General features: G+C 66.7%; 16 protein-coding genes, 2 tRNA genes and 1 pseudogene. 8 read left to right on the top strand and 11 right to left on the bottom strand.

The window, feature by feature from the left end:
* Positions 1–198 precede the first annotated feature (198 nt).
* Complete coding sequence (locus P9A17_RS24510) at positions 199–1,911, top strand: PGRS repeat-containing protein (protein ID WP_278041342.1); 1,713 nt, start codon at positions 199–201, stop codon at positions 1,909–1,911.
* 60 nt (positions 1,912–1,971) lie between these two features.
* On the top strand, positions 1,972–2,544 hold the full coding sequence (locus P9A17_RS24505; protein WP_278041341.1) for a 2'-5' RNA ligase family protein: 573 nt from the start codon (positions 1,972–1,974) through the stop codon (positions 2,542–2,544).
* 4 nt (positions 2,545–2,548) lie between these two features.
* Here P9A17_RS24505 and P9A17_RS24500 read toward each other — a convergent pair whose 3' ends face one another.
* The 4 genes from P9A17_RS24500 to P9A17_RS24485 all read right to left on the bottom strand — a co-directional run bounded on the left by P9A17_RS24500 (position 2,549) and on the right by P9A17_RS24485 (position 5,642).
* Positions 2,549–3,646: a GGDEF domain-containing protein gene (locus tag P9A17_RS24500; RefSeq protein ID WP_278041340.1), complete on the bottom strand. Its 1,098-nt coding sequence runs from the start codon at positions 3,644–3,646 to the stop codon at positions 2,549–2,551.
* 103 nt (positions 3,647–3,749) lie between these two features.
* Positions 3,750–4,976: an MFS transporter gene (locus tag P9A17_RS24495; RefSeq protein ID WP_278041339.1), complete on the bottom strand. Its 1,227-nt coding sequence runs from the start codon at positions 4,974–4,976 to the stop codon at positions 3,750–3,752.
* 24 nt (positions 4,977–5,000) lie between these two features.
* Positions 5,001–5,366: an MmpS family transport accessory protein gene (locus P9A17_RS24490; protein ID WP_278041338.1), complete on the bottom strand. Its 366-nt coding sequence runs from the start codon at positions 5,364–5,366 to the stop codon at positions 5,001–5,003.
* A gap of 202 nt (positions 5,367–5,568) precedes the next feature.
* Positions 5,569–5,642, bottom strand: a tRNA-Gly gene (locus tag P9A17_RS24485).
* A 133-nt stretch (positions 5,643–5,775) separates the two neighbouring features.
* Here P9A17_RS24485 and P9A17_RS24480 point away from each other — a divergent pair.
* The 4 genes from P9A17_RS24480 to P9A17_RS24465 all read left to right on the top strand — a co-directional run bounded on the left by P9A17_RS24480 (position 5,776) and on the right by P9A17_RS24465 (position 8,725).
* A tRNA-Pro gene (locus tag P9A17_RS24480) sits at positions 5,776–5,852 on the top strand.
* 45 nt (positions 5,853–5,897) lie between these two features.
* Entirely contained in the window at positions 5,898–7,343 is a 1,446-nt protein-coding gene (gene tig / locus P9A17_RS24475; protein ID WP_278041337.1) for a trigger factor, read from the top strand.
* 54 nt (positions 7,344–7,397) lie between these two features.
* Positions 7,398–8,069, top strand: a complete 672-nt coding sequence (locus P9A17_RS24470; RefSeq protein ID WP_278041336.1) for an ATP-dependent Clp protease proteolytic subunit — start codon at positions 7,398–7,400, stop codon at positions 8,067–8,069.
* A complete protein-coding gene (locus tag P9A17_RS24465; RefSeq protein WP_278041335.1) occupies positions 8,066–8,725 on the top strand; it encodes an ATP-dependent Clp protease proteolytic subunit in 660 nt (219 codons plus the stop codon). The genes P9A17_RS24470 and P9A17_RS24465 overlap by 4 nt, the downstream gene beginning before the upstream one ends.
* Before the next feature lie 3 nt (positions 8,726–8,728).
* Here the strand turns inward: P9A17_RS24465 and P9A17_RS24460 are convergent, their stop codons facing one another.
* The gene (locus P9A17_RS24460) at positions 8,729–9,172 is read right to left on the bottom strand and encodes a TIGR03618 family F420-dependent PPOX class oxidoreductase (protein ID WP_278041334.1); all 444 of its coding nucleotides are present in this window, start codon (positions 9,170–9,172) and stop codon (positions 8,729–8,731) included.
* A 154-nt stretch (positions 9,173–9,326) separates the two neighbouring features.
* Here P9A17_RS24460 and P9A17_RS24455 point away from each other — a divergent pair, with 154 nt between their 5' ends.
* Both P9A17_RS24455 and clpX read left to right on the top strand, forming a co-directional pair.
* Positions 9,327–9,617 carry a hypothetical protein gene (locus tag P9A17_RS24455; protein ID WP_278041333.1) on the top strand — a complete coding sequence of 97 codons (291 nt, stop codon included), beginning with the start codon at positions 9,327–9,329 and terminating at the stop codon, positions 9,615–9,617.
* A 433-nt stretch (positions 9,618–10,050) separates the two neighbouring features.
* The gene (gene clpX, locus P9A17_RS24450) at positions 10,051–11,331 is read left to right on the top strand and encodes an ATP-dependent Clp protease ATP-binding subunit ClpX (protein WP_278041332.1); all 1,281 of its coding nucleotides are present in this window, start codon (positions 10,051–10,053) and stop codon (positions 11,329–11,331) included.
* Positions 11,332–11,337: 6 nt separating this feature from the next.
* On the opposite strand, the gene P9A17_RS24445 is transcribed toward clpX, so the two are convergent.
* The 6 genes and pseudogenes from P9A17_RS24445 to P9A17_RS24420 all read right to left on the bottom strand — a co-directional run bounded on the left by P9A17_RS24445 (position 11,338) and on the right by P9A17_RS24420 (position 18,621).
* Complete coding sequence (locus tag P9A17_RS24445) at positions 11,338–11,502, bottom strand: hypothetical protein (RefSeq protein ID WP_278041331.1); 165 nt, start codon at positions 11,500–11,502, stop codon at positions 11,338–11,340.
* Positions 11,503–11,547: 45 nt separating this feature from the next.
* Positions 11,548–12,846 (bottom strand): annotated as a pseudogene (locus P9A17_RS24440) (nucleotide disphospho-sugar-binding domain-containing protein).
* Between the two features lie 11 nt (positions 12,847–12,857).
* Positions 12,858–14,168 carry a nucleotide disphospho-sugar-binding domain-containing protein gene (locus P9A17_RS24435; RefSeq protein WP_278041330.1) on the bottom strand — a complete coding sequence of 437 codons (1,311 nt, stop codon included), beginning with the start codon at positions 14,166–14,168 and terminating at the stop codon, positions 12,858–12,860.
* A gap of 92 nt (positions 14,169–14,260) precedes the next feature.
* Positions 14,261–15,352 (bottom strand): GGDEF domain-containing protein, encoded by a 1,092-nt coding sequence (locus P9A17_RS24430; protein ID WP_278041329.1) that lies wholly within the window; start codon positions 15,350–15,352, stop codon positions 14,261–14,263.
* A gap of 129 nt (positions 15,353–15,481) precedes the next feature.
* The gene (gene fdhD / locus P9A17_RS24425) at positions 15,482–16,306 is read right to left on the bottom strand and encodes a formate dehydrogenase accessory sulfurtransferase FdhD (RefSeq protein ID WP_278041328.1); all 825 of its coding nucleotides are present in this window, start codon (positions 16,304–16,306) and stop codon (positions 15,482–15,484) included.
* Positions 16,306–18,621, bottom strand: coding sequence for an FdhF/YdeP family oxidoreductase (locus tag P9A17_RS24420; protein ID WP_278041327.1), 2,316 nt, complete (start codon positions 18,619–18,621; stop codon positions 16,306–16,308). The genes fdhD and P9A17_RS24420 overlap by 1 nt, the downstream gene beginning before the upstream one ends.
* Between the last annotated feature and the right edge of the window lie 81 nt (positions 18,622–18,702).

Genomic DNA, 18,702 nt, shown 5'->3' with positions numbered 1-18,702 from the left:
ATCCGAAATGCCAACGTCCAATTTTGGAATTGCGGCAGAGTAAATATTTGCTGACTGGTATTAATGAGTCGCCAACACCTCCCGTTGTCACAAAAGTCGTGACGAACCGTCCCTACGCTGCACCGCATCAGGGTCGGCGGTGGTGTCGGCGCCGCAGTCGCGAGAACTTTGCTTGCGACGACAAACCTAGGGGGGTCAATGAACGGTGCCGCAAATGTCGGTCGGGTGGGCGCGCTCGCGGTGGCGCTGGGCGTCGGAGCGGCGATAGCAAGCGGCGCCGGGTCGGCCTGGGCCGACGAATCGTCGGCCACATCGACGTCGTCGAGCTCGGCCGATGCGGGCCCCGCGACCAAGGCCACCCGCGATGCGCCCAGTAAGAAGGACAGCGCAGGCACCGCCGATGACGATGCGGCGCAGGCCGATTCGGATGACGACGAGTCCGACGACGCCGACGAGGGCGACGACATCGACGACGCCGACCCCTCCGGTTCGGGCTCCGTGGCGGCGCCCGACGACGATGTCTTCGTCGAGGCGGAGGAGGCCAACGTCGATGTCGATGTCGACGTCGATGTCGACGAGGCCGACGCCGAGCCGGTGACCGCCCAGGTGGCCGTCGACATGGAGGTGGCGGCTGCGCCGCCACAGGCCGGCCCGACCGAGCCGGTCACCCCCGCGGGCCCGACAGGACTTACGGCACTGCTGCAGTGGTGGGGCCGACAGATCGAGAGCGTCTTCAAGAAGGGCGGCGGGTCCGCCGCCGCCGCTCCCGTTACCAGTAGAGCTTCCGCTGTCGCGGCGGCAGCGCTGACGCCGGAACAGGCACGGGAGCTGCTGCGTGACGCGGCCATCGTCGCGCGGATCCGGCAGTTGACCGGAGTCACCGAGGCTCAGATCAGAAGCGCGGCACAGGATCCGAACGTGATCGCAGCGATCGTCGCGGCGAGTGCGAATCCCGCCGGCCGGGACATGTTCGGCAACGGTGGCGACGGCAACTACTACCGAGTCAACGGCGAAGACGCCGGATGGCTGGCGGGTAACGGCGGCCGCGGCTACAACAGCGGAGCCATCGCAGGCAAGACAGGCGGCAACGGCGGCAACGGCGGAATCTTCGGCAACGGTGGCTACGGCGGAAATGGCGGCTACGGCGCGAACGGAGGCCGCGGCGGCAACGCGGTGTTCTACGGCAACGGCGGATTCGGTGGCCACGGCGGTCACGGCACCAACGGAGGCAACGGTGTGATCGGACCGAACGGTCGCTCCGGCAGCAACGGTGTGAACAGGTGGGTCGGAGCCGGCGGCAGTGTGCGGGGCGGCAACGGCGTCAACGGAACCAGCGCCACGAACGGGGGCGCAGGCGGGAATGGCATCGCGGCGGGCAGCGGAGGCCGCGGCGGCAACGGCGGGGTCAACTTCGGCGACGGTGGCAAGGGCGGCAACGGCGGAAACGGCGGTAGGGGCGGCAACGGTGGCGCGGGCGGCAACGCGGGCCACGCCGGCAACGGTGGCAATGCGACGGCGCGCGGTACGAACCGGAAACGCAACTACGCCTACGGCGGCGCCGGTGGTCACGGCGGTCAAGGCGGTCACGGTGGCCGGGGTGGCAATGGTGGCGCCGCCGGAAGCGGTGGCGCAGGCGGTAATTCGGGAGTCAACGGGACACCTGGCGCCGGCGGAACGGCGGGACTCGCCGGCGCCGCAGGCGTGGGCGGCAACGGTGGCGCCGCAGGCCGCGGCGGACGGGGCGGCAGCGCGGCCGGCGCGTGGCGCAATCGCGGTGGGGTAGCCGGAAAGAACGGCAACCGCGGCATCGCGGGTAACAGCGGCAGCCAAGGGGTCAGCGGCGTGTCGGGCGCCAACGGCACCAGGAGCCTGACGACACCGAGCGGGCTGTTCACCGTTGCGGTGAGTTAGTCCTCAGCGGGTCCGCTCTGTCGGGCCCGCAGTGGCTCGGTGATGTGACAAGCTTCCGGCATGCTCGTCCGTCTCGTCGCGGTGGTCGCGGCCGTACTGCTGCTGGGAACAGCTGGTGCGCCTGCGATCACCGCGCTTGCCGATGTCGAGCAGGCGAAGACGATGGGTGGCATCGTCGCGCTGTATCCGAGCGACGCCGACGCGCAGGCGCTGGCGGTGCCCGGCGGTGCGCCCGCCGCCGAACTGCACATCACGTTGGTGGACTACGGCCCGGATGTGCGCGGCCGCCCGGACGCCGAATTGCGGCACCAGATCGGCGATTTGACGGCGCGACGCCGGGGACCGGTGGCGGCGCAGGCGTTCGGGCATGCGGTGTTCAACCCCCACGATCCGCACCGCACGCCGTCGACCGTCTACCTCATCGGTGATTCGCCGGAGCTCGTTTCGGTTCGGCAGCAACTGCTTTCGATCTCCCAGAATCTCGACCAGTCGATCGTTGTGCGCGAGCCGTGGATCCCGCACGTCACGGCCGTCTACGGGACACTGGAGAAGGACTTAACCTTCACCGGCGGCGTCCATTTCGACCGAATCGGACTCAGCTGGGCGGGCACCACGACGTTCTGGCCGCTCTGAGTTCCTAGAGTGCAGTCGCGTCGCGCAGATCGTCGCTGAAATAGTGCGTTCTGCTCTTGCCTGACTTCTTCGCCTCGTACATCGCCAGATCCGCGTCGTTGAGGATGGTCGCGGCGTCGCGCTGCTCCGGCACATCCACGGTGGCAACGCCGACGCTGGCGCTCAGGCCCATCGTCTCGCCGCCGATCACCGTCTGTTCGGCCAGCGCGGCATGCATACGGTCGCTGAGCTTTTCGAGCTCATCGCGCGTAATCGGATCGATCAGCAGGGCGACGTATTCGTCGCCGCCGAGCCGTGCGACGACGTCGTCGGCGCGGACCGCCTCACGGAAACGGCGTGCCGCAGTCTTGATGGCGTCATCGCCTGCCTCGTGCCCCAGCGTGTCGTTGATGTACTTGAGCTTGTCGAGGTCCATGAACAGGACCACGGCCAGTGCCCCGCCCGACGTCAGTGCGTCGTCGATACGGGCGAGCACATAGGCGCGGTTCGGTAGCCCGGTGAGGGCGTCGTGGGTGGCCTGGTGGGCGAGACGTTCCCCGGCCGCGCGCTGACTGGCGATCTCGTCGACGTGGCGAACCTGCACGAAGGTCACGAGAAAGGCTGTGCAGCAGAGCAACCCGTAGAGCGCCATCAGGAATGCGGTCTCGTCCCAACCGATCTGCTCGCCGATCACCGGGTCTTCCACCACCGTCAGGGAGAATGCGGCCGCACTGACCGCGAGCACGATCGCCGCGCGCTTCCACGACACTTCGAGTGCCACCATCAGCGGCAGCATTCCGATGACGAGAAGCGGTACGTAGCCTCCGGTGGTCAGCAGCTGGAATCCGGACAGCGCGATGATGTCGGCGATCGCGACGAAGAACTGCCATGGCGAGCCCGTGACGGAGCGTCCGAAACGGGAGAACGCGACGATCGTCGTGCCGATCGTCGTCGCCGCGTAGACGGCGATCCAGAGACCCTGCTCGAACCATTCGCCTCGCGCGGTTCCGACGAGCATCGCAGCGACCATGAGTAGCACCACGCCCACGCGAAGCACCGCGGCGATCCGCAGCGACCGCAGTTGGCGCGCCTGGCGTACCCGGTCCAATTCTGGCGATTCCATCCCGGCCGACTCCACCTCTCGGGTCGTGGTGAGCCGTGCGGCCCAAGCAGATTGAATCAGAGATGGCGCGTCATGCAGGGTTTTCCGGCGGCCGAGTCGCCGGTCACTGCGCAGCGGTGCGGGACATCTTCACCCGCGCCGCCGCGACCACCGCGAAAGTGCTCAGCACCACCATGATTGCCGGAGGCCACACCTCGGAGCCGTGCCGCGCGATGATGCCGAAGACGAAGGCGACGCCGATCGAGACGATGCTCGCGGCGATCTGGGTGAAACTGAGGATCGCGACCTTCTCACCGTCGGCGGCTTCGCGCTCGACCCAGTCGTGCGACGCGGGGAACACCGCCTGGCTGGCGATGGCGGTGAACAGCATCGCCAATCCGATGGTCCACACCATCGGCAGAAGATGGAACGCCACCGACAACAGCGTCAGCGCTGCCGCGCACACGCCGAAAAGCGCGCTGCACAACAGCATTCCGCGGACATCGAACCGTTTCCGGACATGTGACCAGAGCGCGATGCCCGCGAGAAGGCCGAGCCCGACGAACATCAGGATTGTGTCCAGCGCACCGTTGTCGGGGCCCAGCGATGCCGAGCCGTAGATGCCGTAGAACACGGCGCCCAGGATGATCGGCGTGAACGCGATCTGCGTCGCCAGATAGCGGCGCAACCATTCGGTGGTTCGAAGTCGTGCCACCCCGTCCCTCAGGAGCTCGCGCGTCGGCGTCCGGTGGGATGGCGCCACGTCGCGCTGAGGGCGCAGGACGAAACAGCACAACGCGGACGCGATCATCGCGCAGGCGCCGACCCACAGCAGCTCCACGTTGTCGATGCCGGGGGAGTCGTCGGACAGGAAGCCGGCTGAATACGCGGAGATCAGCGTGACGACCAGGGCGCCGTAGCCGGATTGCCGCAGCAGCAGTTGGCTGTGGCGTTCGGGAGGCAGTAGCGCTGACGTGGATAGCGACACGATGACCCGCGAGCACCCCGACAGGACGCCGATGAGCGCACACGTCAGCAGCAGGGGATAGGCCGAGAGATGAAGGGGGAGGAACGAGATGGCGCTGGCGTTCGCGACGATCAGCAGCCCCTGCAGCAGCACGCTGCCGAACAACAGCGCGATGATGACGGTGTGCCATCGCGAGACCTGCGCGATGAACACGTTCCCGTAGAGCGCGCCGATCGTGTAGATCGGGACGACGAGCGCAACGACGACGCCCGGCGCGTCCAATTCCGCGGCGATGAACGGGATGACCGAGGTGACGCTGGTGAGTTGGACCGCGACGGTATAGAGAACTCCCTGCGACAGCAGCACCGGGAAGTTGCGCGCCATGATCTGCAGACAGTAGTGGTGCGCTCACCTGGTGAAGATGCAATGCGTGCCTGTCCCGGGCGGCTGGTCGACGACAACGGATCCGTTGACGGTGATCCGGCAGCCCTGCGTTCCCGACTTGGCGACAGAGATGACCTGGAGCAGGTAGGCGTCCGGCCCGACCTCTGTTGTCCGAGACCACGGAACCGTGGTGTTCTCGGGCGCGACGCCGACATCTGGGTCGGTGTTGATGCTGTAGACGGTGCCGGTGCCGGTGATCTCAAAGACCACGGTGACCGATCCGGCCGAGCCGTAGGGCAGCGGTTCGGCCAGAGCCGATGCGGGCATGCCGGCGGCGCATGCCGCGATCGCCATCGGCAGAGCAGCGAGTTTCCAGGCGGTGGTTGCCATGTCAGTTCCCTTCGAACGTCGGTTCCAGCGGCTGGTCCCCCCAGCTGCGATCAACGTAGGAATTCGAGACACGACGCGAACGCGTAGTCGCCTACCTGTGTTTGACGACGCAAACGGTTGCCCGCCGACGTAGCCGAGTGACCGTCGGGCGACCGCGAAAAGGGCCACGAACAGTTGTTCGTGGCCCTCGCGCTGGTCCTGGTGGAGCGGGCGACGGGAATCGAACCCGCGTAGCTAGTTTGGAAGACTAGGGCTCTACCATTGAGCTACGCCCGCGTGCTGCACTCGTGAGAGTACCGGCAGACTGTACCGGGCCCACCTAACTCAAATCCAATTGATGGTTCGGTATGGCCAGGCCGTAGGATCGCCGGTGGTCCAATGCTGCGCGCCCGCGTGACGCAGCGACGACCGGGGTGTAGCGCAGCTTGGTAGCGCATCCGCTTTGGGAGCGGAAGGCCGCAGGTTCAAATCCTGTCACCCCGACCAGCAACACCCACCCACACAGTAAGCGCAATAAGAGGAGCACCAATCGTGAAGAGCACCGTCGAGAAGTTGAGCCCCACCCGGGTTCGCATCAACGTGGAGGTGCCCTTCGCGGAGCTCGAACCCGACATCGACAAGGCGTTCAAGCAGCTGGCCAAGCAGATCCGGCTTCCCGGCTTCCGCCCCGGCAAGGCGCCCCGCAAGCTGCTCGAGGCCCGCGTCGGCCGTGCCTCGGTCCTCGAACAGGTCGTCAACGACGCGCTGCCCGCCCGCTACAGCGAGGCCATCACGTCGGAGTCGCTGCAGCCGATCGGCCAGCCCGAGATCGAGGTCACCAAGCTCGAAGACAACGAGGAGCTGGTGTTCACCGCCGAGGTCGACATCCGCCCCGAGATCGAACTGCCCGACCTGGCGGCACTGAAGATCGTCGTCGATCCGATCAGCATCACCGACGAGGACGTCACCGCCGAAATCGAGGCGCTGCAGAAGCGCTTCGGCACCCTCACCGGCGCGGGCCGCGCCGCCGAGGACGGCGACTTCGTCTCGATCGACCTGTCGGCCACCGTCGACGGCAAGGACGTCCCCGAGGCCAAGACCGAGGGCCTGTCCCACGAGATCGGGTCCGGTCAGCTCATTGAGGGCCTCGACGAAGCGATCATCGGCCTCTCCGACGACGAGTCCAAGACCTTCACCACCACGCTGGTCGCCGGCGAGCATGCCGGCCAGGAAGCCGAGGTGACCGTCACCGTCAAGTCCGTCAAGGTGCGTGAGCTGCCCGAGCTCGACGACGACTTCGCGCAACTGGCAAGCGAATTCGACACCATCGACGAACTGAAGACCGATCTGCGCGAGAAGGTCACGCGCGTCAAGACCGTGCAGCAGGCCGAGGCGATCCGTGACAAGGCGATCGAGGTTCTACTCGAACAGACCGACATCCCGCTGCCCGAGGCCGTCGTGCAGGCACAGGTCGACGACACGCTGCACAACGCGATCCACGGCCTCGACCACGACGAGGACAAGTTCGCCGAGCAGCTGACCGAGCAGGGCAGCAGCCGCGAGGAGTTCGACGCCGACAACCGCACCAACGCGGAGAAGGCGATCAAGACCCAGCTGCTGATGGACGCCATCGCCGACAAGCTCGACATCCAGGTCGGCCAGAACGACCTCACCGAGCGCCTCGTCCTGATGTCGCGTCAGTACGGCCTCGAGCCGCAGCAGCTGCTCCAGATGCTGCAGCAGAACAATCAGCTGCCCGCGATGTTCGCCGACGTGCGCCGCGGCCTAACCGTCGCGGCCGTCGTTTTCGGTGCGACCGTCACCGACACCGACGGCGCCGAGATCGACACCGCGGAGTTCTTCGGACCGTCCGGCGACGCTGCGGCAGCGGCCGCCGCCGAGATCGCTGGTGACGACGCCGATGACGCCGTGGAAGCCGCCGAGGAAGAAGCCTCGTCCGACGCCGGTTCCGACGAGACGGCCGACGACACCAAGTGACGCTCTGAGCGAACTCGCGCCGTCTGGGGACTCCCCGGCGGCGCGGGTTCGTTAGTGTCATTCGTAAGACCGGTCACCGCGTCGGAAGTAAAACAAGAAAGCAGGTATCCAGTCGTGACTGACATGCGTGGCGCCTCTTCGGGCCTCAACCTTGTCGACTCGGTATATGAGCGGTTGCTGGCCGAGCGGATCATTTTCCTGGGCTCCCAGGTCGACGACGACATCGCCAATCGGCTGTGCGCTCAGATCCTGCTGCTCTCGGCCGAGGATCCCACCAAGGACATCCACCTCTACATCAACTCGCCCGGCGGCTCGATCAGCGCCGGCATGGCGATCTACGACACGATGGTGCTCGCCCCGTGCGACGTGGCGACGTACGCGATGGGCATGGCCGCCTCGATGGGTGAGTTCCTGCTCGCTGCCGGCACCAAGGGTAAGCGTCACGCTCTGCCGCACGCGCGCATCCTGATGCACCAGCCCCTCGGTGGAATCACCGGCGGCGCAGCCGACATCGCCATCCAGGCCGAGCAGTTCGCGGTCATCAAGAAGGAGATGTTCCGCCTCAACGCGGAGTTCACCGGGCAGACCATCGAGCGCATCGAAGCCGACTCGGATCGCGACCGTTGGTTCACCGCTCAGGAAGCCCTCGAGTACGGCTTCGTCGACCACATCATCACCAGCGTCAACTTCAACGGCGACGGACCGGGAGCAGGACTCGACAAATGACCGACAACATCCATCCCTCGCTCGACCCCCGGTTGCAGCCCCAGGCGCGGTACATCCTTCCGTCGTTCATCGAGCACTCGAGCTTCGGCGTCAAGGAATCCAACCCGTACAACAAGCTGTTCGAAGAGCGCATCATCTTCCTCGGCGTGCAGGTCGACGACGCCTCCGCGAACGACATCATGGCCCAGTTGCTGGTCCTCGAATCGCTGGATCCCGACCGCGACATCACGATGTACATCAACTCGCCCGGCGGCTCGTTCACGTCGCTGATGGCGATCTACGACACGATGCAGTACGTGCGCGCCGACATCCAGACGGTGTGCCTGGGCCAGGCGGCCTCGGCCGCGGCTGTGCTGCTGGCCGCGGGCACGCCCGGTAAGCGTCTCGCGCTGCCGAACGCCCGCGTGCTGATCCACCAGCCCGCGCTCGGCGGCGTCATCCAGGGCCAGTTCTCGGACCTGGAGATCCAGGCCGCCGAAATCGAGCGCATGCGGTCCCTGATGGAGGAGACCCTCGCTCGCCACACCGGCAAGGATCCGGCGGTCATCCGCAAGGACACCGATCGCGACAAGATCCTCACCGCCGAGGCGGCCAAGGAGTACGGGATCATCGACACGGTGCTCGAATACCGCAAGCTGTCGGCGCAGAAGGCCTGACCTTCACCCGTTGCTGTAGATCCTCGTCGGCGTGACGAGGACGGCGGTGCGACGCTGTTCACGCATCGTCCGGTCGTACTCCGCCCAGTCGTCGTGGGTTCCGCCCGCGGCGGTGAAGACGTCTCGCAGCAGGCGCGCCAACTCGTCATCCGAGGACAGCCACGCCGCTGCGTCGTCGGGCCCGGCGAGTTCAGCCCGGCCCTCGACGGTGGCCCACTGCCACCCCTGCCGGAACGTGACCGCGATCTGCGGTCGCGCCCGTAAGTTGGCCAGCTTCACCTTGCCGTAGGTGACGAAGCCGAGCACCTGATCAGCGGTGTCCGGATGAGGTAGCGGGCCGGCATTGATCAGCGACGACTGGTTCGTCAGATCCGAGCGGAGCGTCGACACGACCGCCAAGCCGTTGTCGGTGCGTGCCAGGGCGAAGGCGTCGTCGAGTGTCGGCATGTTCGCAGACTACGGCGGACTCGGACGCGAAGACGTCTGGATTCGCGGGCAAATGCCGCGAAAAGCGACCGCCACGACGTTTGCCCGTGTCAGGCTGATATTCCACGGAGTCGTCCGTTTGCGGAGCGACCGTGGAGGAGCAAGGGGGTTCGCCATGGCGGTACGAAAGTTGGCCGCGGCCGCGTTGATCGCTGCCGCCGCCGGAACGGTGATGCAGGCGGGGGTGGCCCAGGCCCAGGATCCGGTGTGCCCGTACGGGACGTATTGGAATCCGGCCCTCGTGCGGTGCCTGCCGTGGGGCGTGAACCCGGTCGTCGGGCCCGCCGGCCCGGTCGGCGTCGGCGGCGTCGCAGGACCTGTCGGCCCCGGTCCTGTCGGCCCCGGCGGTGTCGTCGGCCCGGTCGGTCCCGGACCCGTCGGTCCCGGCGGACCCGGTCCGCGCTGACGGGCCGCCGTTTTCTCGGGCAGCGAAACCCTCACGGGACTGCCCGATATCTCGCCGTCACGGCCATGCGCCGCAACTGCTGTCGTGTCCGACCAGCACGGGAGGGGCGCGTCCGCGCGGGCCGCACCACGGTCGGAATCCGTGGTCACGACGCCGACCGGACACTCGCCGGTTACTTCTCTGTCAGACAGGTACTCTCGGTCGGGTAACAGCGGCGACACGCCAGAGACACGGTGGCGCGTTCCGCGGCTGCCGGGGGCGAAACAGGCGATATGTTGTCGCAACTACACCTGAATACCACCGACGCTATTCGGCTTTATCGGTCGCACAGCGACGGAAACTGCGGGTAGCGTCGGGGCTACACACTTAAGGTCCCGGTGGCCCGCACCGAACGGCCGATATCGACAGCAACAGGAAGTGGGACCCCAGCACCATGGCACGCATTGGAGATGGCGGCGACCTGCTGAAGTGCTCGTTCTGCGGTAAGAGCCAGAAGCAGGTGAAGAAGCTCATCGCGGGGCCCGGCGTCTACATCTGCGACGAGTGCATCGACCTGTGCAACGAGATCATCGAGGAGGAACTCGCCGACGCTGACGACGTCAAGCTCGACGAGCTGCCCAAACCCGCGGAGATCCGTGACTTCCTCGAGGGTTACGTCATCGGCCAGGACACCGCAAAGCGCACGCTGGCGGTGGCGGTCTACAACCACTACAAGCGCATCCAGGCGCAGGAGAAGTCCCGCGACTCGCGTGCCGAGCCCGTCGAGCTGGCCAAGTCGAACATCTTGATGCTCGGCCCGACCGGATGCGGCAAGACCTATCTGGCGCAGACGCTGGCCAAGATGCTCAACGTGCCGTTCGCCATCGCCGATGCCACCGCGCTGACCGAGGCCGGCTACGTCGGCGAAGACGTCGAGAACATTCTGCTCAAGCTGATCCAGGCCGCCGACTACGACGTGAAGCGCGCCGAGACCGGCATCATCTACATCGACGAGGTCGACAAGATCGCCCGCAAGAGCGAGAACCCGTCGATCACGCGCGATGTCTCCGGCGAGGGCGTGCAGCAGGCGCTGCTGAAGATCCTGGAAGGCACGCAGGCCTCGGTTCCTCCGCAGGGCGGCCGCAAGCATCCGCATCAGGAGTTCATCCAGATCGACACGACGAACGTGCTGTTCATCGTCGCCGGTGCGTTCGCCGGGCTGGAGAAGATCGTCTCCGATCGCGTCGGCAAGCGTGGTCTCGGATTCGGTGCCGAGGTGCATTCCAAGGCCGACATCGACACCCAGGATCATTTCGCCGAGGTCATGCCCGAGGACCTGATCAAGTTCGGTCTGATCCCCGAGTTCATCGGCCGTCTGCCGGTCGTCGCCTCGGTGACCAACCTGGACAAGGAATCCCTCGTGCAGATCCTGTCCAAGCCGAAGAACGCGTTGGTCAAGCAGTACACGCGCCTGTTCGAGATGGACGGTGTCGAGCTGGAGTTCGCCGAGGAGGCGCTCGACGCTATCGCCGATCAGGCCATCCATCGCGGCACCGGGGCCCGCGGGCTGCGCGCCATCATGGAAGAGGTCCTGCTGCCGGTGATGTACGACATCCCGAGCCGCGACGACGTCGCCAAGGTGGTCGTCACCAAGGAGACCGTGCAGGACAACGTGCTGCCGACCATCGTGCCGCGCAAGCCGTCGCGGACCGAGCGCCGGGATAAGAGCGCTTAACGCTTACTAGGTACGCACTGAGGGCTGGTCAGTCGAGTCGGACTGACAGCCCTCTCTGCGTTTCCGGCCGATGAGATCCTGTTCGTCGGGCAGCCAGGCGTCGCACACCGCGCTGGTCAGACCCCACAGCAGAAATGCGCCGACGGCGATGAACTGGAGTTCGTTGATCATGGTTCGAGCTTTCTGCCCGGAGGGCGGCCGGTCATGCGTAGTGGACTACGTGATTGCGTGGGTGCGTTCGCAGATGACCTCGTCGACGAGCGCGGCGATCTCGGCGACGCCGTCGCGGCGTGCGAAGGCCGCCTCCAGTCGGCGGGCGTTTCGCAGATAGCGGTCGTCGGTGCAGACCCGGTCGACCGCTGATTTCACGGCTGCCGACGTGGGGGTGCCGGTCTTGAGGTTGATGCCCGCGCCTGACCAGGCGACGCGCGCCGCCACCTCCGGTTAGTCCTCGGTGCTGCCGGCCACCACGATCGGCACCCCGCAGGAGAGCGCGCGCTGGACGCCGCCATAGCCCCCGTTGGTGACCATCACGTCGACCTTCGGCAGCAGCCGGTCGTGCGGGATATGTTCGGCCACATACGTGTTCGCGGGGATAGGAACCCGAAGTGCGGCCGGGTCGCGGCCGCCGGTGCTGATGACGACCGTGACGTCGGTGTCGGCGAGCGCGGTGATCGTTGGCTCGATGAGACGTGTGAGGTCGCGGTTGTCGACGGTGCCTTGCGTGACGTGGACGACGGGGCGGCCCGAGTCGAGCACGGGCCACCAGGGCGGAGGGACGAACCCGTCTGAGGGACGCGGTCGGACGGCGCCGACGAACCGCACCCCGCTGGGTAGGTCGCTGCGGGGATACTCGAAACTGGGCACTGTCGGCACGATCAGCCGATCTGCCAACGCCCCGAGGTCGAGCAACGGGACGGGCAGCGCTTTGGCGCCCATTCGTGTCAACATCCGGTCGGCTGCGTGTTGTGCGTTGCGCAGCAACACTTTCTGCGACAGCAGGGTCAGCCCTCGATACGCGGTCCGGCACGCCAAAGTTCTGGGCGGCGGCAATGCCATCCCCATCGGGGCGGTGTCGCGGCTGGACAACAGCAGGGGAGTGGGTGTGAAGGACAGCAGCGGCGGAACGCCGCGCCAGTCACCGAGGATCAAGGGCAGCACCCCGAAGAACCCGTAGTCGACGATCATCGCGTCGTAGTGCTGGTCGGCGAGCGCGTTGCGCATCTCGGCCGCTTGATGGGGCATCGGCCGAAGGAAGAGCCGGATGATGGCCTGGCTCAACGCGTCGATGCCGGAGCGGGACGAGCGCGCGTCGGCGTCGAACGGCCCGTCGTCGAAGTCGGCGGTCGGGGGCAGTACGTGCGGCTGCGCCCCGACCTCCCCGATCGCACCGAGGTGCGCAGGCCCGGTCATCACGGTGACGCGATCACCCCGGTTCACGAGATCTTCGGCCACCGCGAGGAGCGGTTCGATATGGCCGACCGGTGACAGTGCGGCGATCAGGATGGCGGCCATCGGGGTGTCCCTCAGACGGTTTGGAGGCGGTCTGTGTTCTCGGCGATGACTTCGTCGACGACGGCGGCGATTCCGCTGGCGCTGTCCCATGCCTCGTACTCGTTCTGTAGTCGGCGGGCGTTGGAGCGGTAGGCGTCGTCGTCGAGAACCTGGCGTACGGCGCGGCGCACGTCGTCGACGGTGGGTGTCCCCGTCCGCAAATTGACTCCCGCTCCGAAGTATTCGACGCGGGCTGCGACCTCGGGCTTGTCCTCGGTCTGCCCGGCCACCACCATCGGGACGCCGTCGGAGAGTGCGCGCTGTACGGCGCCGTAGCCGCCGTTGGTCACCATCACGTCGACCATCGGCAGCAGCACGTCGTGCGGAAGGTACTCGGCGACAAAGACGTTGGCGGGCAACGGGGTCCGGATCTGGGATACCGGCCGGCCGCCGGTGGTGACCACGACGGTGACGTCCTCGTCCGCCAGTGCCTCGATCGTGGGCTCCACCAGGCGGGTCAGGTCGGCGTTGTCCACGGTGCCCTGGGTGACGTGCACGACGGGCCGGTCGTCGTTGAGTTGGGACCACCACGAGGGTGCGATGAAGTTGTCGCTCGGCAGCGGATTCACCGCCCCGACGAACCGGACGTGGGCCGGCAGATCACTGCGGTGGTACTCGAATTGGGGAATCGTCGGGACGATGACGCGGTCGGCGAGCGCCGCGAACTCCAGCACGAACACGGGGAGTTTCGGCAAGCCCATCGTTTCGAGCATGCGGTCGGCGGCACGGTGTGCGGGACGCAACAGCACCTTCTGGGTGGCGAGCTGCAGGATGCGGTTGCGCAGCCGGCCGATCGGGCCGGGCATCGGCGTGATGCCCGGCCCGCCCGGTGCGGTGTCGCAACTCGACAGGAACAGCGGCGTCGTCGAGTAGGTCAGGATCGGCGGCCGTTTCGCCGACGGGTCGAGCAGCAGCGGCAGCGTGCCGAGGAACAGCGCGTCGGTGATGACGGCGTCATAGTCGTTGTCAGCCAACAGTTCCTGAAGCGCGCTGAACTGGTGCGGCAGTGGCCGGATGAAGATGTGCTCGATGTCGAAGTTGAGCCGCGGGATTCCTGAGGTTTCTGCCCGGCCGGGAAGGTCGGCATCCAAGTTGGAGTCGTCGTAGTCCGCGCCGTAAGGCAGCGGGCGAGGCTCGGCGCCGACGGCCCGGATCTTGTCGGCGTGGCGGGCGCTGGTGAGGACGGTGACACGGTCGCCGCGGGCGACGAGTGTGCGGGCGACGTTCAGCAGCGGCGCGATGTGTCCGACGGGTGGGCAGGAGGCGATGAGGATCTCTGGCATGGCGTCGATAGTCGCCGCCGAGCCGGTGGGGATGCTTGGAGCTTCGGTGGAGATTGCGTGGAGATCGCAGGTAGAGGGGTTGTGCTGTGCGCTCAGTGGACGCCCGGTGGCTCCGTCAACACGACGTGGCAACATCGGTCGCCTCCGCCGTGCTTGGCCCGGTACATCTGCCGGTCGGCCACGGCGACAAGGAAGTTCACGAACGTCAGGGACTCTGTCGTCTGGGCGCCGGCCGAATTCACATGGGCGGTGCCGATACTGGCGGTCACTGTCGGCGAGATGGCGGCCCGGATTCGTTCGGCCAGTGCCTCAGCGCCGCGCGCGTCCACATCGTCGATGACGAGAAACTCTTCGCCCCCGACGCGGGCCACGGCGGCCGACGGTCTGACGGCGCCGAGCAGGGCCCGACCGACGTTGACGAGGACGGCGTCGCCCGCCGCATGACCGGCTGAGTCGTTGATCGTCTTGAAGTTGTCCAAGTCCACCATCACCGCCGTGAGCCCGCGATCACCGAGGTACGATGTGGCCGTGAAGGTCTCGGCCATCCTCCGATCGAGACCACGCCGATTCAGCAGGCCGGTCAGGGGGTCGACATCGGCGTTCAGGACATCAAAACCGACGAACTGCAGGAGCGCCTGCAAACAGATCGGGATCGACGCGACAGCCACCACGAGAACCACGGATTTGCACGCGGCCAACAACGCGTCCTCGGCAGCAAGCCGCACCGACAGGACGGCGATCGTGATGAGCGCGGTCCCCAGATTGAGCACCATGAGGCGGGCGGAGTGGAAGAAGGCGATATAGCCACCTACGGCGGCGAATGAGGCGCAGCCCGTCAGACCCGCCAACGGTTGCGCGTCGGCTAGGCATGCCGCGCTGACGCTGGCCATCGCGGCGACGGTGAAAAACTGCGACTGCCGCTTCGACGGCCACCGGCGACGCATCCACAAGACGACGAGCGCCCCGCACACCGCGGCGACTGCTGCCAGGGCCGATCTGGCGACGACGGATGTCGTGGAATTCGGGCTGACGGCGAGTACGGCAGGCACCGTCGCGAGCGCCGCCACGGTCACGAGGATGACGACGCGGGTGACCCGCTGAAGCCCCCGACTATGGAGATAGCTCACCAGCCAGTCGTAGCTGTCGGGGTTTGCCCACCAGCTCCGCACAATCCAGGCGTTCACCCCGTCCTCCACCAGGTCAGCAAATTTTGACGGAGGATATCGGACACCGGTTATCTATCTCGCGAGGTTGCCCTATTTGTCAGTTTCTGCAGTTTCAAGCTAAGGCTAGGCAAACCCAAGAGCGAGTGCTTAGTTCGTGACGCGGTCGGGCCGGGTGTAGACGTTCATGGAGTCGCCGCGCAGGAAGGCGACCAGGGTGAGTCCGGACTGGCTGGCCAGGTCGACCGCCAGCGACGACGGCGCAGAGACCGCGGCGAGAATCGGGATTCCCGCCATCACAGCCTTCTGGGTGAGTTCGAACGACGCCCGTCCGCTGACGAGAAGTACTGTGCCGGCCAACGGGATGCGGTTCTGCTCCAGCGCCCACCCGACCACCTTGTCGACGGCGTTGTGCCTGCCGATGTCCTCGCGCACCACGAGAGTTTGGCCGTCGGTGTCGAACAGCGCCGCGCCGTGCAGTCCGCCGGTCGCTGCGAATACCTTCTGCTCGCTGCGCAGCTTGCCCGGCAGTGCCGACAACGTCTCGGCGGCGATGGTGGCCGGGTCGTCACCGGGGCCGTGCTTGCTGATCAGCCGGACGGCCTCCAGGGAGGCCTTCCCGCATACTCCGCACGACGATGTCGCGTAGAAGTTGCGCGTCAGGTCGACGTCCGGCGGGGGCACGTCCGGCCCGAGTGTGACGTCGAGAACGTTGTAAGAGTTGACCCCGTCCTTGTTCGCGCCGCGGCAGTAGCGCACCGACAGGATGTCGTCGCGGCGGCCGACGATGCCCTCGGTGAGCAGAAAGCCTTGTGCCAGTTCGATATCCGAGCCAGGCGTGCGCATGGTGACGGTCAGGGGAGCGCCGTTGACCCGGATCTCCAGGGGTTCTTCGACGACCAGTGTCTCGGGCCGCGCCACGGCGTCGTCGGCTGTGACGTGCTGCGCCCGGCGGCGGGCGGTGACCCGTCCCATTACGCCCGCTCCAGTCGGATGACCACTGCCTTCGACACCGGGGTGTTCGACTTCGTCGCGGTGTGGTCCAGTGGGACGAGAGGATTGGTCTCCGGGTAGTACGCGGCGGCATTGCCTGCCGGGGTCGAGTAGGCGACGACCTTGAAATCCTTGGCGCGCCGCTCCTGCAGATGGCCGGTCGCATCGGTGAACTCGGACACGAGATCCACACGGTCACCGTCGGCGAGCCCGAACCCCGCTAGGTCATCCGGGTTGACGAACACGACCCGTCGTCCGCCCTTGACGCCGCGGTAGCGATCGTCGAGTCCGTAGATGGTGGTGTTGTACTGGTCGTGGCTGCGCATCGTCTGCAGCACGAGTCGGTCTTCGGGCACCGGCACCCATTCGACGGGGTACGCCGCGAAGTTGGCTTTTCCTGTCGCGGTGTGGAATTCGCGCGAATCGCGGGGCGGGTGCGGCAGCTGGAATCCGTCCGGAGCACGGACCTTGCGGTTGTAGTCGTCGCAGCCCGGTACGACGGCGGCGATCGCGTCACGGATGGTGTCGTAGTCGGTGGTGAACGTCTCCCACGGCACCGGGTGTTCCGGACCGAGGACGGCACGGGCCAGCTGCGAGATGATCGCGACCTCGCTGCGCACCTGCTCGCCGGGCGGGTGCAGGCTGCCGCGGGACAGATGCACCATCGACATCGAATCCTCCACGGACACCATCTGTTTCCTGCCGGCCTGGAGGTCGCGGTCGGTGCGGCCCAGTGACGGCAGGATCAGCGCGGTCCGGCCGTGCACGAGGTGGCTTCGGTTGAGTTTCGTCGACACCTGAACGGTCAGCGAGCAGTTGCGCAATGCCGCTTCGGTGACGGGGGTGTCGGGGGTGGCCGAGGCGAAGTTGCCGCCCATCGCCATGAACACCGTGGCTTTGCCGTCGCGCATCGCGCGGATCGCGTCGACGGTGTCGAAGCCGTGCTCGCGGGGACTGGTGATGCCGAATCTGGTGTCCAGGTTGGCCAAAAAGCGCTCGGGCATCCTCTCCCAGATCCCCATGGTCCGGTCGCCCTGCACGTTGGAGTGGCCCCGCACCGGACACAGACCTGCGCCCGGCTTGCCGATCATGCCGCGCATCAGCAGCACGTTGCAGATCTCTGCGATCGAGGGCACGGCATGCTTCTGCTGCGTCAGCCCCATCGCCCAGCACACGACGATGCGCTTCGACGTGGCCACTGCGGAGGCCACGCGGTCGAGCTGGGCGCGGTCGATGCCGGTCGCCTCCAGAACTGTGGCGAGATCGACGGCGCGGGTGCGTGTTTCGTAGTCGGCGAATCCCGCGGTGTGCCTGTCGACGAAGTCGCGGTCCACGACGCTGCCCGGTGCCTTGTCGTCGGCCTCCAACAGCAACCGGCCCAGGCCGGCGAACAGCGCCATGTCACCGCCGATGCGGCTCTGGACGAATTCGTCGGCGATCGGGACGCCGTCGCCGACCACGCCGTGGACCTTCTGCGGATCCTTGAACCGGATCAGCCCGGCCTCGGGCAGCGGATTGATCGCGATGATCTTGGCGCCGTTGGCTTTTGCCTTCTCCAGGATCGACAGCATCCGCGGATGATTGGTGCCGGGATTCTGCCCGGCGATGAGGATCAGGTCGGACTCGACCAGATCTTCGACGGTGACCGATCCCTTGCCGATGCCGATCGCGTCGGTCAGGGCGGTGCCCGACGACTCGTGGCACATGTTGGAGCAGTCCGGCAGGTTGTTCGTGCCGAAGCTGCGGACCAGCAGCTGGTACAGGAAGGCGGCCTCGTTGCTGGTCCGTCCCGAGGTGTAGAACACTGCCTCGTGCGGGCTCTGTAGCGCGTTCAGTTCGTCGGCGATCAGCCGGTAGGCGTCGTCCCAACCGATGGGTCGGTAGCGGTCGTCACCCGGGCGGAGCACCATCGGCTCGGTCAGCCGGCCCTGCTGGGACAGCCAGTACTCGGGGTGCGACTCGAGCTCGGCGATGGTGTGGCGGGCGAAGAAGTCGGCTGTGACGACCCGTTTGGTGGCCTCCTCGGCGACCGCTTTGGCGCCGTTTTCGCAGAATTCGGCGACTTTGCGGCCGCCGTGTTCCTCGGGCCACGCACACCCTGGGCAGTCGAAGCCGTGGCGCTGATTGAGCCGCGACAGCGTGGCCGCCGTGCGTACGGGGCCCATCTGCGCCACGGCACGCTTGAGGCTCACCATCACGGCCTTCACGCCGGCGGCCTCTTGTTTGGCGCCGGTCACCGCGACGTCGCGCTCGTCGTAGGTCGCATCGACGTCTCGGGCGTCCTGGGCCCTGCTCATCTCACCAATCTAGACGAGGCCGACCCGACCTCAACCCCATGTGGACGGCTCGCCTATTTGGTATTCCACATGCAGTGATAG

The sequence above is a fragment of the Mycobacterium sp. 236(2023) genome (assembly GCF_029623955.1).
GTDB lineage: Bacteria > Actinomycetota > Actinomycetes > Mycobacteriales > Mycobacteriaceae > Mycobacterium.
Note: the sequence above shows the minus strand (reverse complement) of the source record. Positions and strands in the feature narration are given on the sequence as shown.